We start from the raw sequence: 24789 nt of genomic DNA, 5'->3' as shown, positions 1-24789 counted from the left end.
TCATGGTTTCAACCCAGTGATTTCTTGTAGCGGCCCTCTACGAGCCGGTTGTAGCTGAGCATCACCAGCAGGTTGGCGACCAGCAGGGTCAGCGCCACCGCGGCGCCCAGCGGCCAGTTGAGCTCGTGCAGGTATTCGTCGTAGACCACCGTCGCGACCATCTTCAGGCGGCGCCCGCCGAGCAGGCCCGGGATGGCAAACGAACTGGCCGACAGGCCGAACACGATCAGGCTGCCCGACAGGATGCCGGGCATCACCTGCGGCAGCACGATGCGCCGCAGCGTGGTGAACGGCGAAGCCCTCAGCGAGAGCGCAGCGTTCTGCACACCCGGGTCCAGCTTCTGCAGCGAGGTCCACACCGGGATCACCATGAAGGGCAGCATCACATGCACCAGCGCGATGACGATGGCGGTCTCGGTGTAGAGCAGCTTGACGGGCCTCATTCCCAGCGCCTGCAACAGCCCGTTGACCAACCCTTCCGGCCCCAGCAGCATGCTCCAGCCGAAGGCCCGCACCACCACCGACACCAGCAGCGGCGCCAGCACCACCAGCAGCAATATCGAGCGCCACGGGTTGCCCATGCGGCTCAGCACGTAGGCCTCGGCGGTGCCGATCACCACGCAGATCGCCGCCACCACGGCCGATATCCAGAAGGTGCGCCAGAAGATGGCGTAGTAATAGCTGTCGCCGAACACCAGCCGGTAATGTTCCAGCGTGAACTCGCCCGCCTTCGGCCCGGTCGCCGGGTCGTAGACGTTGAAGGACAGCACCGCCGTCAGCGCCAGGGGCACCAGCAGCAACAGCGTGAACAGCAGCAGCGCGGGGCCTGTCAGCCACCACGGCGTCGCCTTGCGGGCAGACGACTGGTTCATGCCGCCACCGGCTGTTCGAGCGCCAGCACGCGGGTGCAGCTGTCTGGCCAGTCGATGCCGGCCGACTGGCCTTCCTCGAGCATGGGGCGGCCGTCGTTGGCGCACAGCACGGTCAGTTCGCCGACCGAGGTCTTCATGCGGTACAGCCACTGGCTGCCCAGGAAGAAACGCTCGACCACATCACCGTCCAGCCGGCCGGTACCGGCCGCCACCAACTGCAGTTTTTCCGGCCGGATGGTCAGCAGCACCGCCGCGCCGGGCCGGAAACCCGGCTCGCGCAGCGCCACGGTCAAGCCGCCGACCCGCACGAACTGCTGCTCGCCACCGTCCTCGACCCGGCCTTCCAGCAGATTGGCCTTGCCGACGAAGGTCGAGATGAACCGGGTGCGCGGATGTTCGTACACCTCATAGGGCTTGTCGATCTGCGTCGCCCGGCCGCCCTCCATCACCACCACGCGGTCGCTCACCGACATGGCCTCGCTCTGGTCGTGCGTCACCATCACCGTGGTGGTGCCGACCTTGCGCTGGATCTGGCGCAACTCGAACTGCATCTCCTCGCGCAGCTTGGCGTCGAGGTTGGACAGCGGTTCGTCCAGCAGCAGCACCGGCGGCTCGATCACCAGCGCCCGCGCCAGCGCCACCCGCTGCCGCTGGCCGCCGGAAAGCTCGCGGGGATATTTGTTCGCGTGGGCTTCCAGATGCACCAGCCCCAGCGCGTCGCGCACCCGTTCGGCGCGTTCGGCTTTGGGGCACTTGCGCATTTCCAGGCCGAAACTCACGTTGTCCTTCACCGTCATGTGCGGGAACAGCGCATAGGTCTGGAAGACGATGCCCAGGCCGCGGCTGTTGGCCTTGGCATGGGTGATGTCGCGGCCGTCCAGTTCGATGCGGCCCCGCGTCACCGCCTCGAAGCCGGCCACCATCTGCAGCGTGGTGGTCTTGCCGCAGCCCGACGGGCCGAGCAGCGACACGAACTCGCCTTTTTCGACCGTCAGGTTCATGTCGGCCACGGCGCAGGTGTCGCCGTAGAACTTGGTGACGCCGGTGAGCTGGAGAAATGACATGGACGGACCCGCTTTCCAGAGATGAAGACTGAGGGGCACTTGCCGTGCCCGATGCGTTCGAATCTATTGCAAGTAGCGGACCCGTTCGATCCGGGTCTTCCGCACATCGGAATGTTTTTGTCATTTATTTCATTGAATGAAATATCATGCGTTGAATCAATTCATAAATTTCAGAAGTTGGAACCTTGACCGATTCAAATGCAGCAGCCGGCGGTGTGCAACGGCTGTTCCTGGTGATGCGTGCGCTCACCAGGGTTCAATCCGAGGGCGGCCGGGTCACCCAATTGGCGCGTGACGTCGGCCTGACGCAGGCGACCGTGCACCGTTTGCTGCAGTCATTGGCGGCCGAGGGCATGGTCGAACAGGACGAACGCAGCAAACGCTACCGCCTGGCCATCGACTTCTTCGCGCTGGCGGCGCAGGCCGGCAATCCGGGCGACCTGCGAACGCTGTGCCGCCCTGCGCTGCTGCGGCTGAGCGCCAGCCTGGGCGACAGCATCTTCCTGCTCGCGCGCGCCGGCTTCGATGCCGTCTGCCTGGACCGCAGCGAAGGGCCTTTCCCGATCCGCACCTTCACCGGCGATGTGGGCGGCCGGGTGGCGCTGGGTGCCGGCCAGGGCGCGCTGGCCATCCTGGCCTTTCTGCCCGAGGTCGAGCGCGACGAGGTGATCCGCTTCAACCTGCCGCGTGTGCGCGAATACGGCGTCTACGACGAGGTACAGCTGCGGACCGAAATAGACAGGGTGCGCCTGAACGGTTTCGCCGGACGCAGCAGCGGCATGCTGGACGGCATGGCGGGTGTGGCGGTGCCGGTTCTCGACCGCGAGGGCCGGGCCGTTGCGGCGCTGTCGGTCGGCACCATAGCCGACCGCCTGAACGCCGAGCGCCTGCCCACCGTCGTCGAGCTGCTCAAACGCGAGGCTTCGGCCATCGGCTTCAAGGTCAATCCGTTCGACGTCTCGTTGCGGCGGCCGGCGCAGATCCTGTCGGGCCAGCCTAGCGCGCCGCCGCTGGGGTCTCCGCCGTCTTCCTGACCTTTTGCGCCCACCGGTTCCAGCCGGCGCCCAGCGCCATCAGCACGCAGGTGGCGAAGAACACGCTGCGCATGCCGTAGTGCCCGCCGACAAAACCGCCCAGCACCGGGCCGGCGACCTGGCCCACGTACTGCGCCGAAATCGAATAACCCAGCATGCTGCCCGCCACTGCGGCGGGCACGCTGTGGCGGATGACCGCCGCGATGCAGGGCAGCAGCCCGCCCAGTGACAGGCCCATGAGAAAGCGCAGCACCACCAGCTGCCAGCCTGCGGTGACGAAGGCCTGCGGTATCAGCAACACCGCAGACACCGCCAGGCAGCCGATGATCACGTTCCAGTGGCCCACCCGGTCTGCCAGCCGCCCCAGGCGGGCGGCCGACAAGATACTGCCCAGCGCGGCGGCCGACATCACGAAACCGGCCATCACCGTCACCCGCGCCGGATCGGCCACCAGTTGCGCGACATACACCGTGATGATCGGCTCGATGGACATGTTGGCCAGCATCAGCAGCATGCCGGTGAACAGCATGGCGACGAGCGGCCGTTTGTCCGGCACGCAGGCCCAGCCGCCCGGCTGTTTTTCCTGGGCTTTGCCAGTCGGTCGGCGTTCTTCGCGGATCAGGAAAAGCGTCGCCAGAAAAGCGATGAAGATCGCCGCGCCGGCGCCGAAGAAAGTCCAGCGGATGCCGATCAGCGGCGGCAGGAATCCGCCGACCAGCGGGCCGACCAGATTGCCGGCCATGATGGCCGACGACATGGTGCCGAGCGCCCAGCCGGTGCGGTCCTTCGGCGTCTGGGTGGCGACCAGCACCATCGAGCCCGAGGCGTAGCCGCCCAGCAGGCCCGCCAGCAGACGCAGGCCCACCAGCTGGTAGACGTCCTGTGCGAGGCCGATCAGGGCCATTGCCACGGCCATGCCGAGGCTGGCGCGGATGAGCATCAGCTTGCGGCCGTGGCGGTCGGCCAGTCTTCCCCAGAGTGGAGCCACGAGTGCCGCACTGGCGAAGGTGGCGCCGAAGGCTATTCCGGACCACTGGACTATTTCTGCGTGCTCTCTTACGCCTAGCTGTTCTACATAGAGAGGCAGGAAAGGGAGCAGCAAGGTCATCGCCACGATGGTGGTGAAGGAGCCGAACATGCAGACGATCAGGTTGCCGCGCCAGTGCTGGTGGGCGTCTTCAGGCTTTGGATTCTGGTTTGGGTTCGGGTCGGTCTGCATGCGGCCTGCATTGTCCGGCGCGGCTTGCGGGCGGTGGCTGTTATCTGGCGATGGGAAGCATCTTTGGTGGTTATGGCCTAAGGACGAGCCCACGAAAAAGAACGGATATCAGCGCGGCACGGCAGAAGCCCACACCGCCTCGGCCAAGGCATGCAACCGCCGCTTCGGCCGATTCAGCCGCACCTCGAACCGCACTTCCATCTTCCGGTCCCCGGCAAGCGCCATCCGCCCCGCCTTGCACTCCGCCTGCACCATCGACCAGGGCAGCCAGGCAATCCCAAGGCCCTTCAGCACGTATTCCTGAAGCGCATCCGCAGAGTCGCACTCGATACGCCGCACGACAGCCGGCGCATGCGGGTTGTGGGCCAGATGGTCTTCCAGCAGACGCCCCATCGCCAGGGAATGCCCGTAACTCAACAAAGGCACAGGCTTGCCGGACTTGATGGGATAGAGAGGCTCCCCGCGCGCATCGGCGCGAGAAACCGGCACCAGCTTGTCCGACGCCAGCGAAACGAAACTGTACTGCCGCCCGTCCAGCCGGACCGCCAGCGCCGGATGGTGGAACACCAGCGAAAAATCCGCCTCGTTGCCCTCCAGCACCTTGACCGAATCGGCGGTGCTCAGCGTCAGGATCCGCACCTGCGCGTCCCGCACGATGGGCTGCAGCCGCACCAACCAGTCCGCCAGCACGGTACGCGCCAGGGTTCGCCCGGTGGCGATGGTCACGGTGCGGGCCTGCCGTCCCGCCTCGCCCAGCAGCTCGATTCGCGAACCCTCGAGCCCGCTCACCATCTGCCGCGCTGTTTCCAGCAGCCTCGAACCCGCAGCGGTGAGCCGTGCCGGGCTCTTGCCGCGCTCGACCAGCGGAGTGCCCGCCCATTCCTCCAGCTGCTGGATGCGCCGCCCGAAAGCGGGATGGGTGACATGGCGCAGTTCAGCGGCCCGGCTGAAATTGCCGGTCTCGGCAAGCGCGATGAAATCTTCCAGCCACTTCAAGTGCATGACGTGCCGCCCATGTGCCAAAACAGCAGTGCATTGTGCCGATACGGCACCAGTCGGAAATCGCCGAGGTTCAAGAATCCGCTCACGCCAACCGAGGAACCCCGATGAACCGCAACACTTTCACCCGCCGCGCCACCCTGGCGGCCTGCGCCCTGGCCTGCCTTTCCGCCTCCGTCGGCAGTGCATACGCCCAGGCTGGCGCGTGGCCGCAACGCCCTGTCACCCTGGTCGTCGGCTACCCCGCGGGCGGCAGCACCGACCTGGTGGCCCGCACCCTGGCGACCGACCTTTCGTCGCGCCTCGGCCAGCCGGTGGTCATCGAGAACGTCGGCGGCGCCGGCGGCTCGCTGGGCGCGCAGAAGGTGGCCCTGGCCCAGCCGGATGGCTACACCCTGCTGGTCGGTGCCAACAACGAACTCGCCATCAACGCGCTGGTGCGCAAATCGGTGAAGTACCAGTCGAAGAACTTCACGCCGCTGTCGCTGCTGGCCACCCAGCCGATGGTGCTGACGACCTCTCCAGCCACCGGCATCAAGACCACAGCCGAATTCCTGAAGGCAGTCAAGGCCAAGCCGGGCGCGTATTCGTACGGCAGCTCGGGCGTGGGCACCGCCCTGCACATGACCGGCGAAATGGTCAAGCAGAGCGGTGGCCTGTTCATGACCCACATCCCTTACCGTGGCACCGGTCCGCTGACCAACGACCTGATCGGCGGCAACCTGGAATACGGCGTGTATGTGCTGTCCAGCGCCCTGCCGCTCATCAAGGCCGGCAAGATCATTCCCATCGGCACGTCCGAACACAAACGTTCGCCGGTCACGCCCGAAGTGCCCGCACTGTCGGAAAACCCGGCGCTGAAGGATGTGGACATCAACGTGTGGTTCGCCCTGCTCGGCCCGGCCGGCCTGCCCGAACCCATCCAGGCCAAACTGAAGGCCGCGGTGAACGACATCCTGAAGGCTTCGGACTTCCGCAAGAGCATGGAAGCGTCGGGTTCGGTGGTGCCGGCGGCCCAGCCCGACATGGCTGCCTTCATGGCCAGCGAAACATCCAAGTACCGCAAGATCGTCGATTTCGCCCACATTACCGACGAGTGAGCACCGAGAGAAAAGCAATGGAATTCAAACTGGAAAAACCGGAAATCGGCGCCTTGGCCGAGGGCAACACCGGCACACGCGGCGTGTGGAAATTCGACTCCGGGTTGCCGGGCCGGCATGTGCTCATCACCGCGCTGGTCCACGGCAACGAACTGTGCGGCGCCTGGGCGCTGAAGGGCCTGCTCGAAGCCGGTGTGCGACCGGCAGTCGGGAAACTGACGCTGATGTTCTGCAACCTCGACGCATTCGCCACCTTCGACCCGCTGGACCACGACCCGTCGCGTTTCGTCGAGGAAGACATGAACCGGCAGTGGTCGGTGGAACGCATGACTTCGGGCGAGACGCTGGAACGCCGTCGCGCCCTGGCGCTGTCGCCCTTCGTGTCCGAAGCCGACTGGCTGCTCGACCTGCATTCGATGCACGAGCCCGGCCTGCCGCTGGCACTGGTCGGTTTGTCGCCACTGAACGAGGCGCTGGCGGTCGCCATGGCTGCGCCGGAAACCATCGTGGCCGATGCCGGCCACAAGGACGGGGTGCGTATGCGCGACTTCGGCCGCTTCGGTACCGAGGAAGGCATTGCCGCAGGTGCGCGTTCGGTGCTGGTGGAATGCGGTTTCCACGGCGACCCCGCGAGCCGTGCGGTGGCCGAGGACCAGTGCGCCCGGTTCCTGGCCCTGTCCGGCATCGTGAACGGCAAGACCCTGGAAGACCTGCTGCCTGGCTGGCGCCTGCCGGACGCAGCGCAGCAGTGGCTGCTGGAAGTCACCGGCGGCGTGGTCGCCACCGGGCGGGATGTGCGGTTTGTCGAGCCCTACCAGGGGCTGGAAGTGATCGCCAAGGCCGGTACGGTGATCGGCCACGACGCGGGGGTGCCCATCGTTACGCCGTACGACGACTGTGTGCTGGTGATGCCTTCCATTCGGCAGGCGCGGGCCGGGGTGACGGTCGTGCGGTTTGCGCGGCGGCGGGTGGCTCGCACGGTTCGTTAATCGGGTTGGGGTTTTTTTTGATCATCCGGGTGAGGGCACCTGATTGCCTTCTTGCCTTTCTGCTACCCATCCGCGGGGGTGAACCGCTTATGCCCGGGGCAGTCACTTTCTTTTTTTTGCGAAAAGAAAGTGAGGCTGGGTCGTTTCAGGGGCCGAAACCTTAACACCCGTTCAGGCCCCCGCTGCCACAGGGCTGACTCAGGCGGCGCGCACGGCCTGTCGGGCCAGCAGGCGCCACTGGCCGTTCTGCTGCTGCCATACCTGCAGGATCTTGATGGTCACGGTGCCGGGCTTGCCGCCGTCGTTGGTCTGAGCCGACAGGGTATGGCGCACCAGGGCGATGTCCTTCACCACTTTCACCGACTGGTCGCTGATGGTGATGGTGACGAAGTCCGAATTGCCGTTCAGCAAGTCGGCGATGAAGCTGGACTTGGTGTCGACCTTGCCGCCGGAATGGCCGTAAGTCAGGTCGTCGGCGACCAGCGCGTCGAGCGCGGCGCGGTCGGGGTCGACCATCGCCAGGCGCAGCTTTTCGGCGGCGGCGGCAGCTGATTCGGTGGTCCCGGCCGGTGAGGGCGGCATCATCGAGCAGGCAGACAGGGCGATGGCGCAGGCGAGTACGAGTGCGGATTTGCGGATCATGGTTCTTGTCTCTGTAGAAATGGTTTTGGGGACATGAAAAAGGCCCCGAAGGGCCCGTGGAAACCGCCTCGCGGCGGTATTGCTTATTGCGGGCCGAGCTTTTCGATCAGGGCGCGCAGTTCTTCGACTTCATTGGGTTTGAGATCGCTCAGCGGTGGGCGCACCGGGCCGCCGCTGTGGCCGACGATGGTGGCGCCGGCCTTGACGATGGAAACCGCATAACCCTGGTACTTGTTGCGGATGTCCAGGTAAGGCATGAAGAAATCCTTCAGCAGGCGATGCTGGGTGGCCAGGTCGTCGGTGCGGACCGCTTCATAGAACTCCATCGCCGTCTTGGGGATGAAGTTGAAGACGGCCGACGAATACACCGGGGTGCCCAGCGCCTTGTAGGCGGCTGCATAGACTTCGGCGGTGGGCAGTCCGCCCAGGTAGCTGAAGCGGTCGCCCATGCGCTGGTACACCGAGACCATGGCTTCGATGTCGCCCACGCCGTCCTTGAAACCGACCAGGTTCGGGCATGCGTCGGCCAGGCGGGCGAGCGTGTCGGGGCTGTACCTGGCTTGTGCGCGGTTGTAGATGATCACGCCGAAATCGACGCTTTCGCAGATGGCCTTGACGTGCTGGAACAGGCCTTCCTGGCCGGCTTCGGTCAGGTAATGGGGCATCAGCAGGATGCCGTGGGCGCCGGCCTTTTCGGCAGCCTGTGCGTACTGGATGGTCTGGCGTGTCGGGCCGCCGGCGCCGGCGATGATCGGCACCGTGCCACGGCAGGTGTCCACCGCGGTCTTGATGATTTCCGGATATTCCTCGGCGGTCAGCGAGAAGAATTCACCGGTGCCGCCGGCTGCGAACAGTGCGGTGGCGCCGTAGGGGGCCAGCCATTCGAGGCGCTTCTGGTAGCTCGCCTTGTCGAAATCGCCATCGGCCTTGAAGTCGGTGATGGGGAAGGACAGCAGGCCGGAGCCCATGATGGTCTTGAGTTCTTGGGGCGAAAAGCTCATGGTCTTGTCAGAGTGGGTTGCGATTGATTGAATAAAAGAACAAGGACGGGGTCGATCAGTCGAGCCGGATATCGGCTTCCTTCACGACCTTGGCCCAACGGGCACGTTCCTTGTTGAAGAAACCTTCGAGTTCGGTCGGGGCCATGGTCACCACTTCGGCGCCCTGCCCTGCCAGGCGCGAACGCACCTCGGGGGAACGGATCACGCGGATCAGTTCCTGGTTGAGTTTCTGGACGACCGCATCGGGGGTATTGCGGGAGACCATCACGCCTTGCCAGGTGCCGGACTCGAAACCGGGCACACCCTGTTCGGCGATGGTCTTCACGTCGCCGATCATCGGCATGCGGGTGCCCTTCGAAACGGCCAGGATCTTCAGCTTGCCGCTCTGCACGAAAGGCAGCGTGGCCAGCATGCCGTTCATCAGGATCTGGGTCTGGCCGGCGACCGTGTCGGAGATGGACTGCGAGCCGCCCTTGTAGGGAACGTAGGTCCACTTGGCGCCCACTGCACGCTCCAGCGCCACGCCAGCCAGGTGCGGGGCGCTGCCCGAAGCGGTCACCGCGAAGTTCAGGTCTTCCTTCTTCGACAGCGCCACCAGTTCCTGCAGGTTGTTGGCCTTGACCGACGGATGCACCACCAGCAGGTGGGGGGAATAGGCCAGCATGGTCACGCCGCGCAGGTCCTTCGACGGGTCGAACGACAGCTTGGTGTAGACCGACGGGCTGATGGACAGCGCGCCGACGTCGCACAGCAGCACCGTGTAGCCGTCGGTCGGTCCCTTTGCCACCAGGTCGGCACCCAGGTTGCCGTTGGCACCAGGGCGGTTCTCCACGATGACCGGCTGCTTGAGCGCTTCGGACAGCGGCTGGCTGATGGAGCGGGCGATGATGTCCGACGAACCACCCGGCGGGTATGGCACGACGATCTTCAGCGGCCGCGAAGGCCACGGGTCGGCGGCCTGCACAGAGCCGACGGCAAGGGTGGCACCCAGGGCAACGCCCATGGCGATGGCGGCGCGGCGGCTGCGGGTGATCGAAATCGGGTTCATGCGGTTTGTCTCCACTCTTCTGGTTGGCGCGATCAGCGGCTTGCTCTGCTTAAGAGATCAGTCATCGTACAACTAAAAGCCAAAGGATGTCCAGACTGGCGAACTACGCGGAAACCCGGAGTTCAGGCGGATTCGGACGGAACCACTGCTGTCGCCGCCGACGCGGCCTGCGCCGCCTCGCGGGCACGCAGCAGCCGTTCGCGGCTGTTGGTCAGGTGCACACGCATGGCGGCCCGGGCCGATTCGGCATCGCTGCGGGCAATCGCTTCGAGGATCTCGTCGTGTTCCCGGTTCACCCGTTGCAGGTAATGCGACTGGTCTTCCCGTGGGATGCGTGTGGCGGTGATGCGGGTGCGCGGAATGATGGTCGCGCCGAGGTGGTCCAGGATGTCGGCGAAATAGCGGTTGCCGGTGGCCTTGGCGATGGCCAGGTGGAATCGGAAGTCCGGTGCGACCGTATCGGTGCCGGCCGCGAAGGCGGCGGCGAATGCGGTGAGCGATTCGCGCATGGCCAGCAGGTCGGCGTCCGTTCGGCGATGGGCCGCGAGGCCGGCGGACTCGGTCTCGAGGCTGATGCGCAGCTCGAGTACCGCGATGGCGTCGATGGAATTGGTCATGTCCGCCGGGTCGAGCCGGAAGATGCCGCCGGCCCGGGTGGCCAGCACGAAGGTGCCGATGCCGTGCCGGGTTTCGACCAGCCCGGCCGCCTGCAGCTTGGACAATGCCTCGCGCACCACGGTGCGGCTGACGCCATAGCTCTGCATGATGGCCGACTCGGTGGGCAGCTTGTCGCCGGGCTTCAGCAGTTGACCCCGGATGCGGCCGCTGAGGTCGTCCACCAGGCCGTGCGCCAGGCTGCGCGAACGCGGCCGGGCCGGCGGCAGGAAAGACTGGACCGCCGGCTCGGACACTCCGGCTGCGGATGGCGTTATTACGGTTGACGGGCTGACCATGGCCTGATGATAATGCGCCAATACGTTGTACGACAACATACGACTAACCCCCATAAGAAGACGGAGACGAAGCGTCGTTAAAGGCAGAGGTTCATACACCGGTTTAATCTGGCCGCGTATCGCCCGATATCGCTAAAAAAACCGATTCGCCTTCCTCGGCAGGCCTTCACGACCGCCGCCCCCCCTGCCCCACGCTTTCAAAAAAACATGACCACTGCACAGCCTGCACGCCCCCCGCATGCGATCAGCATGCATCCGAATGACAACGTTGCCATCGTCGCCAACGACGGCGGCCTGGACGCCGGCGCGGTGCTGCCGGACGGCACCGTCCTGCACGAACGTGTGCCGCAGGGCCACAAGGTCGCCCTGAGCGCCATGCCGGCCGGCACCCAGGTCCGCCGCTACAACGTGGTGATCGGCGAGACCCTGAAGGACCTGCCCGCCGGAAGCTGGGTGAATGAACGGGTGCTGGCCATGCCGGACGCCCGGTCGCTCGAAGGCCTGCCGATCAGCACCATCACCGCGCCGGTGCAGACCCCGCTGGAGGGCTATACCTTCGAGGGTTACCGCAACCTCGACGGCACGGTCGGCACCCGCAACATCCTGGCCATCACGCAGACGGTGCAATGCGTGGCCGGCGTAACCGAATACGCCATCGACCGCATCAAGAAGGAACTGCTGCCGCGTTTCCCCAACGTCGACGACGTGGTGGCGCTGGAACACGGCTACGGCTGCGGCGTGGCCATCGACGCGCCGGACGCCAAGATTCCGATCCGCACGCTGCGCAACATCAGCCTCAACCCCAACTTCGGCGGCGAGGTGATGCTGGTCAGCCTGGGTTGCGAAAAACTGCAGCCCGAACGCCTGTTGCCGCCCGGCAGCATTCCGCTGATCGACGAACGCAACGTGGCCGATATCGGCGCTACCGCCGAGGCCAGGCTCGACGTGGTCTGCCTGCAGGACGACGAACACGTGGGTTTCATGTCGATGGTCGAGCACATCATGCGGCAGGCGGAAGAGCACCTCGAAAAGCTCAATGTCCGCCAGCGCGAGACATGCCCGGCGGCCGACCTGATCGTCGGTGTGCAATGCGGCGGCAGCGATGCCTTCTCGGGTGTCACCGCCAACCCGGCAGTGGGTTTCTGCACCGACCTGCTGGTGCGGGCCGGTGCGACCGTCATGTTTTCGGAAACCACCGAGGTGCGCGACGGCATCGACCAGCTGACCTCGCGTGCCGGCAGCCCCGAAGTGGCCGAAGCCATGATCCGCGAGATGGCCTGGTACGACGCCTACCTGCAGCGCGGTTCGGCCGACCGCAGCGCCAACACCACGCCGGGCAACAAGAAGGGCGGGCTGTCCAACATCGTCGAAAAGGCAATGGGCTCGATCATCAAGTCGGGCAGCGCGCCCATCACCGGCGTGCTGTCGCCCGGTCAGCGCCTGCGCGGCGAGGGCATCGAAAGCGGTCTGGTCTACGCCGCCACGCCCGCCAGCGACTTCATCTGCGGCACCCTGCAACTGGCTGCCGGCATGAACCTGCATGTGTTCACCACCGGCCGCGGCACGCCTTACGGCCTGGCGCAGGTGCCGGTGATCAAGGTGGCCACGCGGACCGACCTGGCGCGGCGCTGGCACGACCTGATGGACATCAACGCCGGCCGCATCGCCGACGGCGAAGCCAGCATCGAGGACGTGGGCTGGGAGATGTTCCGCCTGATGCTGGACGTGGCCAGCGGCCGCAAGAAGACCTGGGCCGAGCACTGGAAACTGCAGAACCAGCTGGTTCTGTTCAATCCGGCGCCAGTGACCTGATTTACCGAAACTCAACCACCTCAACGGAGACAAAAATGCAACGTCGCAACGCCCTTCAAACCGCCATCGCAGCGGTGATGACGGCAGCCATCCCTTCCCTTTCCGCTTTCGCACAAGACGGCTGGCCGACCAAACCCATCACCTACGTGGTGCCCTTCCCCACCGGCGGCACCACCGACATCCTGGCCCGCCTGATCGGCCAGAAGCTCGGCGCAGTGCTGGGCACCACCTTCGTGGTCGACAACCGCGGCGGCGCGGGCGGCAGCATCGGCTCCGAACTCGCCGCTCGCGCCCAGCCCGACGGCTACACCATTGTGGGTGGCACCGTCAGCTCGCACGCCATCAACGTCAGCCTGTATCCCAAGCTGGGCTACGACCCGATCAAGTCGTTCACGCCCATCGTGCTGATCGGCGCCAACCCGGTGGTGCTGGTGGTCGGCGAGAAAAGCCCGTTCAAGTCGCTGAAAGACGTGATCGCCGCAGCCAAGGCCAAGCCCGACACCGTGACTTCCGCATCGGCCGGCAACGGAACCTCGCAGCACATGACCCTCGAACTGCTGGGCTACAAGGCCGGCGCCAAGTTCGTGCACGTGCCCTACAAGGGCTCCGGCCCGGCCATCCAGGACGTGATCGCCGGCCAGGTCGACATGATGTTCGACACCACCGTGGTAGCGGGTCCGCATATCCAGTCGGGCAAGTTGCGCGCACTGGCCGTCAGCTCGGCCAAACGTCTCGAATCGATGCCCGACGTGCCGACCGTGGCCGAAACGCTGCCGGGCTTCGAGGTGCTGTCCTGGCAGGGCATCTTCGCGCCGGCCGGCACACCCAAGGCCATCGTCGATCGCCTGAACACCGAGATCCTGAAGATCCTCGCCACCCAGGAAATGCAGGACCGACTCAAATCCCTGGGCATGCAGCCCTCGACCTTCACGCCGGCCCAGTTCGCCGCCTTCCAGAAGGACGAAGTCGCCAAGTGGGCGGCTGTGGTGAAGGCCACCGGCATCAAGCTCGAATAAGTATTTCTTTCTCTTTAATTTCTGACTGGATCCATGGAACATCTCAACCTCATCGCCGGCGAATGGAAGGCCGGCGTCTCGCTGAGCCCCAACCGCAACCCGTCCAACCTGGCCGACGTGATCGGCCAGTACACACAGGGCGACGCCAGCCACGTGGACGAAGCCGTTGCCGCTGCCCGCGCCGCCTTTCCCGCCTGGTCGACCAGCGGCATCCAGGCGCGCAGCGACGCACTGGACAAGATCGCCACCGAGATCCTGGCCCGCCGGGAAGAACTGGGCACCCTGCTGGCCCGCGAGGAAGGCAAGACCAAGGCCGAAGGCATCGGCGAAGCCACCCGCGCCGGCCAGATCTTCAAGTTCTTCGCCGGCGAATGCCTGCGGCTGGCCGGCGAGACCCTGCCCTCGGTGCGCCCCGGCATCGGCGTTGAAATCACCCGCGAACCGGTCGGCGTGGTCGGCCTGGTGACGCCGTGGAACTTCCCGATCGCCATTCCGGCCTGGAAGATCGCCCCGGCCCTGGCCTTCGGCAACTGCGTGGTTCTCAAGCCCGCCGACCTGGTGCCGGGCTGCGCCTGGGCGCTGTCCGAAATCATCAGCCGCAGCGGCATCCCCGCCGGTGTGTTCAACCTGGTGATGGGTCGTGGCAGTGTCATCGGCGACGCGCTGGTCAAGCACCCCGGCATCGATGCCATCAGCTTCACCGGCTCGGTCGGCGTGGGCCGACGCCTGGCGGCCCTGGCGGTCGAGGGCGGCAAGAAGGTTCAGCTGGAAATGGGCGGCAAGAATCCGCAGATCGTGCTGGACGACGCCGACCTGGCGCAGGCCGTCGAGCTGTGCACCCAGTCCGCCTTCTATTCGACCGGCCAGCGCTGCACGGCTTCGAGCCGCATCATCGTCACGCAGGGCATCTACCCGAAGTTCATCGAGGCGATGGCGGCACGCATGGCCAAGATCAAGGTCGGCGATGCGCTGACCGCCGGCACCGACATCGGCCCGGTGTCGAGCCAGGCCCAGCTGGAAACCGACCTGAGCTACGTGCAGATCGCCAAGGACGAAGGCGCACGCCTGGTGACCGGCGGCGACCGCATCGCCTGCCACACCGGCAGCGGCAACGAAGGTTTCTTCATGGCGCCCACGCTGTTCACCGACACCACCGCCGGCATGCGCATCAACCGCGAAGAAGTCTTCGGACCGGTCGCCAGCGTGATCCAGGCAAAGGACTACGAAGAGGCGCTGGCCCTGTCGAACGACACCGAATTCGGTCTGTCGGCCGGCATCGCCACCACTTCGCTGAAGTACGCCACGCATTTCAAGCGCCACAGCCAGGCCGGCATGGTGATGGTCAACCTGCCGACGGCGGGTGTGGACTATCACGTGCCGTTCGGCGGCCGCAAGGGCAGCAGCTACGGTCCGCGCGAACAGGGAAAATACGCCCAGGAATTCTTCACCATCGTGAAGACGGCCTACACCCTGGCCTGACCTCTGGCGTAATTTTTAGGACTCCCATGCCCCACCTGACCATCGAATATTCCCGCAACCTCGAAGACAGCTTCGCGCTGGCCGAGACACTGCGGGAAGTCAACGCCACGCTGGTCGCCAGCGGGCAGATCAAGGCCGAGCTCGACCTCAAGTCGCGCATCGTGCCGCTCGACGTGACGGCGGTGGGCACGGGTTCCGGCGAGCGCGGATTCGTGTATTGCCTGCTGCGCCTGCTGCCCGGCCGCACCGACGAGGTGAAGGCAGAACTGTCCGAACGCATCGGTGTGGTCATGCGCAACCGCATTCCGCGGCCGGCCGGCATGGTGGTGCAGTTGAGCGTGGAAGTCACCGAAATGCACAAGCCTTCGTATGTGAAGGAAGTGCTGGCCGCCTGAAGGCCTTGAAGACCGCCGTGGGGCGCGTGCTAAATTTCGCGGCCATTTTCTAGCCGCTTCGACGTCAGCACCGCCCATGATCAAACTCTTCGTCGGCCTGGGCAATCCAGGGCCGGAATACGAGGCTACCCGCCACAACGCCGGTTTCTGGTTCATCGACGCCCTGGCGCGCCAGCTCAAGGTGAACATGGCAGTCGAAAAAAGCTACTGGGGCCTGATGGGCCGCACCAGCATCGACGGCCGCAACGTATGGCTGCTGGAGCCGCTGACCTTCATGAACGCATCCGGCAAGTCCGTCGGGGCACTGGCCCGCTTCTTCAAGATCGCGCCGGAAGAAATCCTCGTCGCACACGACGAACTCGATATCGCGCCCGGCCAGGCCAAGCTCAAGAAGGGTGGCGGGCACGCCGGCCACAACGGCTTGCGCGACATCCACGCCCAACTGGGCAGCGCCGACTACTGGCGGCTGCGCCTGGGCGTCGGCCATCCGGGTGACCGGGCCGAGGTCGTCAACTGGGTGCTGAAGAAGCCTTCGCAGGCCGACCGCATCGCCATCGAGCAGAGCATGGACCGCAGCCTGAAGGCCGTGCCCGCGTTGCTGGCCGGCGAAATGGACAAGGCCACCGTGCTGATCCACACCGTGGCCGCACCCCGGCCCAAGCCACCGCGCCCGGAAGGCATCTGAAAATATTTTCCGATTCCGAGGACCGGCAGGAATAAACCGCCGCCGCACTGCGTCCATGCCGGTGTTCGACCGCTTTCTGGTCGATTCATCACCGGAGATTCCTGATGCAACACCGCCTCGCCGCCCTGACCGCTTCGCTCGCCCTGGCCGCCCTCGCCGGCTGCGCCACCACCATGGCGCCTCCCCTGAAGATGGCCAACGGAATGCTGACAGACAACAACAACATGACGCTCTACACCTTCGACCGCGACAGCGCAGGGTCGGGCAAGAGCGCATGCAATGGCCCGTGCGTGGCGATGTGGCCGCCCGCGCTGGCACCGGCCGATGCCAGGCCGGTGGGCGACTTCAGCGTCGTCACGCGCGACGACGGCGGCGCGCAGTGGGCCTACAAGGGCAAGCCGGTATACCGGTTCAAGGAAGACATGGCGGCGGGCGACGTCAAGGGCGAGAACTTTCGCAACGTGTGGCATATCGCACGACCCTGATTTTTTGTGGCTTGAATTCGGAAGCCCGGCAATGCCGGGCTTTTTTGTTTCTGCTTGAATCATGCGCGCGAGTTTTCGCCTAAAAAGCTGCGGCGATGATGGACAAATGGTTCAACGGTGAATCGGATGATTCGCCTACGGCCAAAAAATCTTTTGATGAAATAAATCAATGCGGACTGCCATATATCCTGAGAACAGGATTGATACCGAGTCAATCACCATGACCTGTCTTCTAAATTCCCAAGGGGAAAGACGAAATTATTGGCGGAGCGCACTTTCATTCACTCGGACATGCCACGAGTTTCCTGGACAAAAGATCTGCTTATCTAAGACTCCAACGATCAATCACTCTTTTACGACGGCGCTATGAACCTACCGCCGAGCTGGATCGACACCTTGCTGGCCCAACTCCCATAACCGCTGCGAAACCGGCCGAATCCAATCCCATCCCACGTGCGTAAGCCCGTTCAGAAAGCGGCCCTGCATGCACGACGAAACGTCCAGAAAGATTCTCGATTTCGCCCAATGGTTTCAGACCCACGGCGACTCCCGCCAGCTGCGCGCAAACGACCCCGAAGCCTTTGTCCGCATGGCCTACATCGCCAGGTCCGCGCTCGACCGGGCACTTGGCTACGACAACCGGCACTCGCTGCGCCTGACAGCTCTTTGCGGCCAGATTCCAGAGACGCCGGACGGTCGGCCCGCCGACTCGCACCAGGTCGCCATCGGCTACCAGCAAGCCGCCCGCATCCTGCGCGCCGCCGCGTTCGACAGGGTCACAGAGGCCGGCAAACCACCGCGTGCCGCGGCGCTTTTCTGACCCACGCCCGAAGCCGTCGAGATTTTTTCCATAATCCCTGTTTGTTCCATCAAGCGGCGCGAGCGCCGCGACATCCAAGGAGTTCGAAACCATGGCTTTCACCACTACCGCCTCGGGCCTGCAGTTCGACGACACCGAAGTCGGCACCGGCACAGAAGCCACCGCCGGCAAGGGCGTCAGCGTGCATTACACCGGCTGGCTGTTCAACAACGGCGAGCAGGGCAAGAAGTTCGACTCCAGCGTCGACCGCCGCTCGCCGTTCGAATTCTCCCTGGGCGCAGGCATGGTCATCAAGGGCTGGGACGAAGGTGTCCAGGGCATGAAGGTCGGCGGCAAACGCACGCTGATCATCCCGTCGGAACTGGGCTATGGCGCACGCGGTGCAGGCGGCGTGATTCCCGCCAACGCCACCCTGAAGTTCGACGTCGAACTGCTGGAAGTCGAGGGCGACGAGATCGAGGACGACGGCGACATCGGCGACACCGCGTCGGCCGGCCTGCTGATCGAGGACACCGTGGTCGGCGAAGGCGCCGAAGCCACGCGCGGGACCAACGTGAGCGTGCATTACACCGGCTGGCTCTACCAGAATGGCGAACAGGGCCAGAAGTTCGATTCCAGCCTCGATCGCAACAGCCCGTTCGACTTCCCCCTGGGCGGTGGCATGGTCATCCGCGGCTGGGACGAAGGTGTGCAGGGCATGAAGGTGGGCGGCAAGCGCACCCTGATCATCCCGCCACACCTGGGTTACGGTGCGCGCGGCGCCGGCGGCGTGATCCCTGGCAATGCCACGTTGAAGTTCGATGTCGAATTGCTGGAAGTCAACTGAGGGTCAGGCGGGACGTGACGGAATCAGCAGGCTGACGATCACCGTCACCGCCAAGCCGGCCGGCACACCGAAGACCGCCGCCGACACCGGCTGGATGCCCCACCACAGCGCTCCGTGCGGCGCCAGACCCGCCCATTCACGCGCTCCGGCGCTATGGGCCACCATGTAATAGACCGCCACGCCCAGCCCGGCCAGCATGCCGGCCGTGGCGCCCGCCCGGCTGGCGGGGCGCCAGAAGAGGCCGAGCAGCATGGCCGGCACGAAGGCCGATCCTGCCAGCGAGAACGAAGCCGACACCAGCGACAGTATCTCGGCCGGCCTTACGGCGGCCACCACCGCCGCCAGCATGGCCACGGCCAGCAGGGCGAATTTGGTGAAGATCACCTGCTGCTCGGGTGTCAGCGGGCGTTTGCCTTCCGGCAGGGCCAGGTCGTGCACCACCGCATTGCTGATCGTCAGCAGCAGGCCGTCGGCGGTCGACAGCGCCGCCGCAAGCCCGCCCGCCGCCACCAGACCTGACACCAGGTAAGGCAGGCCGGCCAGTTCTGGTGCGGCCAGCATCACCACGTCGGCGCCCAGGCGCAATTCGCCGAACTGCAGGATGCCGTCGCCGTTGATGTCCTCGATGGAAACAAGCGCCGGATCGACCCGGGCCCACTGCGCGATCCAGTCGGGCAAGGTGTCGAAGTGGCTGCCGGCCAGGTGCTGCATCACCTCGAACTTGACCATCGCCGCCAGGGCAGGCGCACCGGCATACAGCACCGCGATGAAGACCAGCGACCAGGCAACCGACCGACGCGCCGCAGACACGCTGGTGACCGTGTAATAGCGGGTCAGCAGGTGCGGCAGGCCGGCGGTGCCGACCATCAGGCAGAACATCAGCGCCAGGAAGTTGCGACGTGACAGGTCGAAGTTTTCCTGTTCCACGGGCGTGCCTTGCGGATCACCTGCGAAAGGCGTGGCGTGGGACGGCAGGCCGCCCAGCGACTGCCCACGCTCGGTGTCATCCCGCTGCGCCCGGGTCCAGCGTTCGCGGGCGACCTGCGCATCGCGCGGCAACTGGGCCAGGGCACGGCTGGCAACCACGATTTCGCCGACATCGGCATTGCGTCCACGCATCTCGCGGATTCGCTCTTGCGCGGCCTCGCGGTCGCGGGCAAGGGCCGCATCGACATCGCGCAGTCGACTCTCCCAGCCCGAGGCGCGATCGCGATAGAGCGCGGCCACTTCCTGCTCGGCCGGGTCTTCGCGCAGACGCTGCTCCAGCGCGGCGATCTGCGGCATCTGCGCACCGTAGACCAGCGGCGCCAGGGGATTGCCGAACTGCTGCCAGGCAAGCCACGACACCGGGATGAGGAAGGCCAGCAGAAGCACCACGTATTGTGAAACCTGGGTCCAGGTGATGGCCCGCATGCCGCCGAGGAAAGAACACAGCAACACGCCGCCCAGGCCCAGCATGATGCCGATCTCGAACTGCACGCCGGTCAGGCGGGAGGCGATCAGCCCGACGCCGTAGATCTGCGCCACCACGTAGGTGAAGGAACACAGCACCGCCGCCAGCGCCGCGATGCGCCGGGGCCAGCGGCCGCCGAAACGCTGCTGGAAGAAATCGGGCACGGTGTAGAGCCGCAGCGCGCGCAACTGCGGCGCAATGAGGATGGCCACCAGGCAAAAGCCGCCGGTCCAGCCCAGCAGGTAGGCCAGCCCGCCAGCCTGCCCCGCCGTGCCGGAAAACCCCTGCAGATAGAGCGCACCGGGCAGGCTGATGAACGACGCGGCGCTCATCCAGTCGGCCGCCGCCGCCATGCCGTTGTACATCGGCGGTATGCGTCGGCCAGCCACGTAGTACTCCACCGGATCGGATGTGCGGCCCCAGACGCCGATGGCGGCATACACCATCACGGTCGAGAATAGGAAGATCGGCCCGATCCAGTGGCGCGACAGGCCTGCCTGCTCGGCCGTGTACAGCGCCAGCAGGAACATCAGCACGCAGGCGACGTAGCCCGCGAGAATGAAATGCAGACGGCGCTCGTAGGCCGGCCCGGACGAATCAGACACCGTGTTCATTGGCGCCGGTCCGGTGTTCCGGATGCTGGCGGTTGAAGTACCACGCGTTGAACAGCACCAGCAAGATGAAGACGATCAGGATGCCCTGCGCTGCCAGGCCGTAGGCCTGCAGCGGCCGCCCGAGCAGCACCTGCAGGTCACGCGCGAAGTAGCAGGTCCCGAAGGACGCGGCGGCCCATAACAGCAGCAGGACGAGTCGCACGGGGCCGAGTCCCGGTGCGGCTTCGGGGTCCTGGACGTCGGCAGCGGATTCGGCTTGCGCAATCATGCGGGAATCATCGACGCGACTACGGGTTTTGCGCCACGGGATTTGCCTCAGGTTCTTCAAAATCCACGTTTCGCCGTGACAAGTTATCACCGGATATTTGCCATCGACTCTCTTGCCCGCAACGCATCACACCTAAGGTCGCCGCATGTCGAGCAAGCTTGCACGCCCCGAGGCCAAAAAATTTTCCGAACGTTTCCGAAAGGCGTTGCTGGAGGCTGGCGTCCCCCAGTCGCCCACGGTCATCGCCCACGAGTTCAACCTCCGTTACTGGGGCCGTAGCGTGTCGCTCTATGCGGTGCGCAACTGGATGCTGGGGTATTCGATGCCCACCCAGGACAAACTTCGGGCCCTGGCCCAATGGCTGGATCTTTCGCCGCACGAACTGCGTTTCGGCCCCGAGCCCGTCACGCTTCAGGTGGTGCGCGAGGCCCATCCGCAGGATGCGGACATGAGCGCAGCCGACCGGGCGATGGTGGCGCGCTACATGCAACTCACCGAACATCAGCGCAAGCTGGTGTGTGACCTGGTCGCCGAACTGAAAGACTGAAGGACCGATAAAAAAGCCCCCCGCTCTTGCGAACGGGGGGCTTTTCATCAGGCCTGAAGGCTTAGCCTGCCAGGCGTTTCCAGGTGTCGATGACACTGTCGGGGTTGAGCGAGATGGAGGCGATGCCTTCATCGGCCAACCACTGTGCGAAGTCCGGATGGTCGCTCGGGCCCTGGCCGCAGATGCCGACGTATTTGCCTGCCGACTTGCAGGCAGCGATGGCCTTGGAAAGCATGGCCTGCACGGCGGGGTCGCGTTCGTCGAAGTCGGCGGCCAGCAGTTCCAGGCCCGAATCGCGGTCCAGCCCCAGGGTGAGCTGGGTCAGGTCGTTGGAGCCGATGGAGAAGCCGTCGAAGAACTCGAGGAAACGCTCGGCCAGGATGGCGTTGCTGGGAACCTCACACATCATGATGACCTTCAGGTCGTTGCCACCGCGGGGCAGGCCGTGTTCGGCCAGCATCTGGGTGACCCGCTCGGCCTGCTTCAAGGTCCGCACGAAGGGCACCATCACCTGCACGTTGGTCAAGCCCATTTCATCGCGCACCCGCTTCAGCGCCTCGCATTCCATGGCGAAGGCTTCGCGGAACTCGGTGCTGATGTAACGCGCGGCCCCACGGAAACCCAGCATCGGGTTTTCTTCTTCCGGTTCGTAGCGGCTGCCGCCGATGAGCTTGCGGTATTCGTTGGACTTGAAGTCCGACAGGCGAACGATGACGGGCTTGGGCCAGAAGGCCGCCGCGATGGTGGCCACGCCTTCAGCGACCTTGTCGACGTAGAACGCCTTGGGGCTGGCATGGCCGCGGGCCACGGATTCGACGGCCTTCTTCAGGTCGGCGTCGACATTGGGGTAGTCGAGGATGGCCTTCGGGTGCACACCGATGTTGTTGTTGATGATGAACTCGAGACGGGCCAGGCCCACGCCTTCGTTGGGCAACTGGCAGAAGTCGAAAGCCAGCTGCGGATTGCCGACGTTCATCATGATCTTCACCTTGACCTCGGGCATCTCGCCGCGCAGGACTTCGGTGATTTCGGTTTCCAGCAGGCCGTCGTAGATACGGCCGGTGTCGCCTTCGGCGCAGCTGACGGTGACCAGCGTGCCGTCCTTCAGCAATTCGGTGGCGTCGCCGCAGCCGACCACGGCCGGGATGCCCAGTTCACGCGCGATGATGGCTGCGTGGCAGGTACGGCCGCCGCGGTTGGTGACGATGGCGCTGGCGCGCTTCATGACGGGTTCCCAGTTGGGGTCGGTCATGTCGGTGACGAGGATGTCGCCGGCCTGCACCTGGTCCATGTCGCGGATGTCGTGCACCAAGCGCACCGCGCCGGTACCGACCTTCTGGCCGATGGCACGGCCTTCGACCAGCACCGGGCCGGTGCCCTTCAGCTTGAAACGCTGCTCGGGCTTGCCGGCCTGCTGGCTCTTCACGGTTTCAGGGCGGGCCTGCAGGATGTAGAGATGGCCGTCGGTGCCGTCCTTGCCCCACTCGATGTCCATCGGGCGGCCGTAATGTTGCTCGATCACCAGCGCGTATTTGGCCAGTTCCTCGACGTCGGCATCGGTCAGCGAGAAGCGGTTGCGTTGCTCGGTGGGCACATCGACCGTCTTCACCAGCTTGCCGCTGGCAGCCTTTTCCTCGGGTGTTGAAAACACCATCTGGATCAGCTTCGAACCCAGGTTGCGGCGGATTACCGCGCGGTTGCCGGCGGCAAGCATCGGCTTGTGGACATAGAACTCGTCCGGGTTGACGGCGCCCTGCACCACGGTCTCGCCCAGGCCGTAGCTGCTGGTGATGAAGACGACCTGGTCGAAACCGGATTCTGTGTCGATGGTGAACATGACACCGGCAGCGCCGAGGTCGGAGCGGACCATGCGCTGGACGCCGGCCGACAGCGCGACCACGTCATGCGCGAAACCCTTGTGGACACGGTAGCTGATGGCGCGGTCGTTGTAGAGGGAAGCGAACACTTCCTTCATCTTGTGCAGCACGTCCTCGATGCCGACGACGTTCAGGAAAGTCTCCTGCTGGCCGGCGAAGGAAGCGTCCGGCAGATCTTCCGCGGTAGCGGACGAACGGACTGCGAAGCTGGCTTGCGAATTGCCTGCCGACAGCGTGGCGAAGGCGTCGCGGATGGATTTTTCAAGGTCGGCCGGGAAAGGCTGGTTCTCGATCCAGCCGCGGATCTCGGCGCCGACGACGGCGAGTTCACGCACGTCTTCGATGTCCAGCGTTGCCAGGCGTTTGCTGATGCGTTCGGTCAGGCCGTCATGCGCCAGAAACTCGCGGAAAGCATGGGCGGTGGTCGCGAAACCGGTAGGCACCCGCACGCCCTGCGGCAATTGCGAAATCATTTCGCCGAGGCTGGCGTTCTTGCCGCCGACCGACTCGACGTCGGACATTCTCAGGTTCTCGAATGGTACGACCAGGGCGGTCGCCTCGAACAGTGCTGACATGGGAAGACTCCAGAAGTTGAAACCGGCGTTCCGAAAGGGGCATGGGCGGCTACACGGCTTTGTTCGGCTTGTAGGTTGTCGTGGCGGGCCATGGCGGAATTCGGATAATTGCAGGAATTGTAGGCGGCGGCGATTCAACGCTGCGTCAGCCACGATCCCAACCTTCAATCCTCGACGGAAAGCCTTTGCTTATGCATACCCGTACCGTGTTCTTCATTTCCGACGGCACCGGCATCACCGCCGAGGCGTTCGGCAATGCCATCCTGTCGCAGTTCGAGATGCGGCCGCGCCATGTGCGCCTGCCCTTCGTCGACACGGTCGACAAGGCGCACCAGGTGGTGCGCCAGATCAATCACACGGGCGAGGTCGAAGGCAAGAAACCGCTGGTGTTCACAACGCTGGTCGATACCGAAGTGCTGGCCGTCGTACGCGCGGGTTGCCAGGGCATGCTGATGGACATGTTCGCCACCTTCGTGCAGCCGCTCGAAAAGGAATTGGGCATCAAGTCGCTGCACCGCGTCGGCCGCTTTGCCGACGTTTCGAAGAGCAAGGAATACAACGACCGTATCGAGGCGATCAACTACAGCCTGGACCATGACGACGGCCAGTCGAACCGCGATCTGGGCGGCGCCGATGTCATCCTGGTGGGCGTCAGCCGCAGCGGCAAGACGCCGACCTCCCTTTACCTGGCAATGCAGCACGGACTGAAGTCGGCCAACTATCCGCTGATTCCGGAAGACTTCGAGCGCCGCCAGTTGCCCCCTGCCCTGCTGCCGCACAAACAAAAGCTTTTCGGCCTGACCATCAAGCCGGAACGCCTGTCGGAGATTCGACAGGAACGCCGCCCCAATTCGAAGTACGCCGACCTGCAGAACTGCCGCAACGAGGTGGCCGATGCCGAGGCAATGATGCGGCGCACCGGCATCCGCTGGCTTTCGACGACCACCAAGTCGATCGAGGAAATCGCCACCACGATCCTCCAGGAGATCCGCCCCGAGAGGCTGATCTACTGAAGG

At 65.0% G+C, this 24789-nt stretch carries 24 protein-coding genes and 1 pseudogene; 14 read left to right on the top strand and 11 right to left on the bottom strand.

The features are described 5' to 3' along the window. Window positions 1-8 precede the first annotated feature (8 nt). Both AC3ANW_RS06110 and AC3ANW_RS06105 read right to left on the bottom strand, forming a co-directional pair. Window positions 9-872 carry an ABC transporter permease gene (locus AC3ANW_RS06110; protein WP_488344305.1) on the bottom strand — a complete coding sequence of 288 codons (864 nt, stop codon included), beginning with the start codon at window positions 870-872 and terminating at the stop codon, window positions 9-11. Continuing rightward, window positions 869-1936, bottom strand: coding sequence for an ABC transporter ATP-binding protein (locus AC3ANW_RS06105; RefSeq protein ID WP_488344304.1), 1068 nt, complete (start codon window positions 1934-1936; stop codon window positions 869-871). The genes AC3ANW_RS06110 and AC3ANW_RS06105 overlap by 4 nt, the downstream gene beginning before the upstream one ends. Window positions 1937-2172: 236 nt before the next feature. Here AC3ANW_RS06105 and AC3ANW_RS06100 point away from each other — a divergent pair, with 236 nt between their 5' ends. Continuing rightward, entirely contained in the window at window positions 2173-2970 is a 798-nt protein-coding gene (locus AC3ANW_RS06100; RefSeq protein WP_488345367.1) for an IclR family transcriptional regulator, read from the top strand. Here AC3ANW_RS06100 and AC3ANW_RS06095 read toward each other — a convergent pair. Both AC3ANW_RS06095 and AC3ANW_RS06090 read right to left on the bottom strand, forming a co-directional pair. Next, a complete protein-coding gene (locus AC3ANW_RS06095; protein ID WP_488344303.1) occupies window positions 2933-4189 on the bottom strand; it encodes an MFS transporter in 1257 nt (418 codons plus the stop codon). The genes AC3ANW_RS06100 and AC3ANW_RS06095 overlap by 38 nt on opposite strands. 108 nt (window positions 4190-4297) lie before the next feature. Then, window positions 4298-5191: a LysR family transcriptional regulator gene (locus tag AC3ANW_RS06090; RefSeq protein WP_488344302.1), complete on the bottom strand. Its 894-nt coding sequence runs from the start codon at window positions 5189-5191 to the stop codon at window positions 4298-4300. A 104-nt stretch (window positions 5192-5295) separates the two neighbouring features. Between AC3ANW_RS06090 and AC3ANW_RS06085 the strand changes: the two genes are divergently transcribed. Both AC3ANW_RS06085 and AC3ANW_RS06080 read left to right on the top strand, forming a co-directional pair. Further along, window positions 5296-6288: a Bug family tripartite tricarboxylate transporter substrate binding protein gene (locus AC3ANW_RS06085; protein ID WP_488344301.1), complete on the top strand. Its 993-nt coding sequence runs from the start codon at window positions 5296-5298 to the stop codon at window positions 6286-6288. Between the two features lie 17 nt (window positions 6289-6305). After that, entirely contained in the window at window positions 6306-7277 is a 972-nt protein-coding gene (locus tag AC3ANW_RS06080; RefSeq protein WP_488344300.1) for a M14 family metallopeptidase, read from the top strand. A gap of 198 nt (window positions 7278-7475) precedes the next feature. Here the strand turns inward: AC3ANW_RS06080 and AC3ANW_RS06075 are convergent, their stop codons facing one another. From AC3ANW_RS06075 to AC3ANW_RS06060, 4 genes are all read right to left on the bottom strand, one after another. After that, window positions 7476-7919: a nuclear transport factor 2 family protein gene (locus AC3ANW_RS06075; RefSeq protein WP_488344299.1), complete on the bottom strand. Its 444-nt coding sequence runs from the start codon at window positions 7917-7919 to the stop codon at window positions 7476-7478. Between the two features lie 83 nt (window positions 7920-8002). Further along, on the bottom strand, window positions 8003-8920 hold the full coding sequence (gene kdgD, locus AC3ANW_RS06070; protein ID WP_488344298.1) for a 5-dehydro-4-deoxyglucarate dehydratase: 918 nt from the start codon (window positions 8918-8920) through the stop codon (window positions 8003-8005). A gap of 55 nt (window positions 8921-8975) precedes the next feature. After that, window positions 8976-9923, bottom strand: coding sequence for a Bug family tripartite tricarboxylate transporter substrate binding protein (locus AC3ANW_RS06065; protein ID WP_488345366.1), 948 nt, complete (start codon window positions 9921-9923; stop codon window positions 8976-8978). Between the two features lie 167 nt (window positions 9924-10090). Next, window positions 10091-10921: a FadR/GntR family transcriptional regulator gene (locus AC3ANW_RS06060; protein ID WP_488344297.1), complete on the bottom strand. Its 831-nt coding sequence runs from the start codon at window positions 10919-10921 to the stop codon at window positions 10091-10093. A 207-nt stretch (window positions 10922-11128) separates the two neighbouring features. On the opposite strand from AC3ANW_RS06060, the gene garD reads away from it, so the two are divergent. The 9 genes and pseudogenes from garD to AC3ANW_RS06015 all read left to right on the top strand — a co-directional run bounded on the left by garD (window position 11129) and on the right by AC3ANW_RS06015 (window position 18439). Continuing rightward, window positions 11129-12733 (top strand): galactarate dehydratase, encoded by a 1605-nt coding sequence (gene garD, locus AC3ANW_RS06055; protein WP_488344296.1) that lies wholly within the window; start codon window positions 11129-11131, stop codon window positions 12731-12733. A gap of 35 nt (window positions 12734-12768) precedes the next feature. Further along, a complete protein-coding gene (locus AC3ANW_RS06050) occupies window positions 12769-13749 on the top strand; it encodes a Bug family tripartite tricarboxylate transporter substrate binding protein (protein WP_488344295.1) in 981 nt (326 codons plus the stop codon). Between the two features lie 33 nt (window positions 13750-13782). Further along, window positions 13783-15228 carry an aldehyde dehydrogenase family protein gene (locus AC3ANW_RS06045; RefSeq protein WP_488344294.1) on the top strand — a complete coding sequence of 482 codons (1446 nt, stop codon included), beginning with the start codon at window positions 13783-13785 and terminating at the stop codon, window positions 15226-15228. A gap of 26 nt (window positions 15229-15254) precedes the next feature. Further along, the gene (locus AC3ANW_RS06040) at window positions 15255-15623 is read left to right on the top strand and encodes a 5-carboxymethyl-2-hydroxymuconate Delta-isomerase (RefSeq protein WP_488344293.1); all 369 of its coding nucleotides are present in this window, start codon (window positions 15255-15257) and stop codon (window positions 15621-15623) included. A gap of 76 nt (window positions 15624-15699) precedes the next feature. Then, window positions 15700-16308 (top strand): aminoacyl-tRNA hydrolase, encoded by a 609-nt coding sequence (gene pth / locus AC3ANW_RS06035; protein ID WP_488344292.1) that lies wholly within the window; start codon window positions 15700-15702, stop codon window positions 16306-16308. A gap of 104 nt (window positions 16309-16412) precedes the next feature. Further along, a complete protein-coding gene (locus AC3ANW_RS06030) occupies window positions 16413-16793 on the top strand; it encodes a COG4315 family predicted lipoprotein (protein WP_488344291.1) in 381 nt (126 codons plus the stop codon). Window positions 16794-17277: 484 nt separating this feature from the next. Continuing rightward, entirely contained in the window at window positions 17278-17613 is a 336-nt protein-coding gene (locus tag AC3ANW_RS06025; protein WP_488344290.1) for a hypothetical protein, read from the top strand. A 91-nt stretch (window positions 17614-17704) separates the two neighbouring features. Beyond that, window positions 17705-18055, top strand: a pseudogene (locus AC3ANW_RS06020) (FKBP-type peptidyl-prolyl cis-trans isomerase); the annotation flags it as partial. A gap of 30 nt (window positions 18056-18085) precedes the next feature. Further along, entirely contained in the window at window positions 18086-18439 is a 354-nt protein-coding gene (locus AC3ANW_RS06015; protein ID WP_488345365.1) for an FKBP-type peptidyl-prolyl cis-trans isomerase, read from the top strand. Window positions 18440-18442: 3 nt separating this feature from the next. Here the strand turns inward: AC3ANW_RS06015 and AC3ANW_RS06010 are convergent, their stop codons facing one another. After that, window positions 18443-20506 carry a VC_2705 family sodium/solute symporter gene (locus AC3ANW_RS06010; RefSeq protein WP_488344289.1) on the bottom strand — a complete coding sequence of 688 codons (2064 nt, stop codon included), beginning with the start codon at window positions 20504-20506 and terminating at the stop codon, window positions 18443-18445. Beyond that, window positions 20490-20774: a sodium/substrate symporter small subunit gene (locus tag AC3ANW_RS06005; protein WP_488344288.1), complete on the bottom strand. Its 285-nt coding sequence runs from the start codon at window positions 20772-20774 to the stop codon at window positions 20490-20492. The genes AC3ANW_RS06010 and AC3ANW_RS06005 overlap by 17 nt, the downstream gene beginning before the upstream one ends. Window positions 20775-20919: 145 nt before the next feature. On the opposite strand from AC3ANW_RS06005, the gene AC3ANW_RS06000 reads away from it, so the two are divergent. After that, window positions 20920-21321 (top strand): hypothetical protein, encoded by a 402-nt coding sequence (locus AC3ANW_RS06000; RefSeq protein WP_488344287.1) that lies wholly within the window; start codon window positions 20920-20922, stop codon window positions 21319-21321. Between the two features lie 61 nt (window positions 21322-21382). Here AC3ANW_RS06000 and ppsA read toward each other — a convergent pair whose 3' ends face one another. Continuing rightward, window positions 21383-23773, bottom strand: coding sequence for a phosphoenolpyruvate synthase (ppsA, locus tag AC3ANW_RS05995; RefSeq protein WP_488344286.1), 2391 nt, complete (start codon window positions 23771-23773; stop codon window positions 21383-21385). Window positions 23774-23964: 191 nt separating this feature from the next. Here ppsA and ppsR point away from each other — a divergent pair, with 191 nt between their 5' ends. Next, window positions 23965-24786, top strand: coding sequence for a posphoenolpyruvate synthetase regulatory kinase/phosphorylase PpsR (ppsR, locus tag AC3ANW_RS05990; protein ID WP_488344285.1), 822 nt, complete (start codon window positions 23965-23967; stop codon window positions 24784-24786). The last annotated feature ends 3 nt before the right edge of the window (window positions 24787-24789 follow it).

The sequence above is a fragment of the Xylophilus sp. PBN-3R genome, from assembly GCF_057747805.1.
This window is presented reverse-complemented; position numbering and strand designations above follow the sequence as displayed.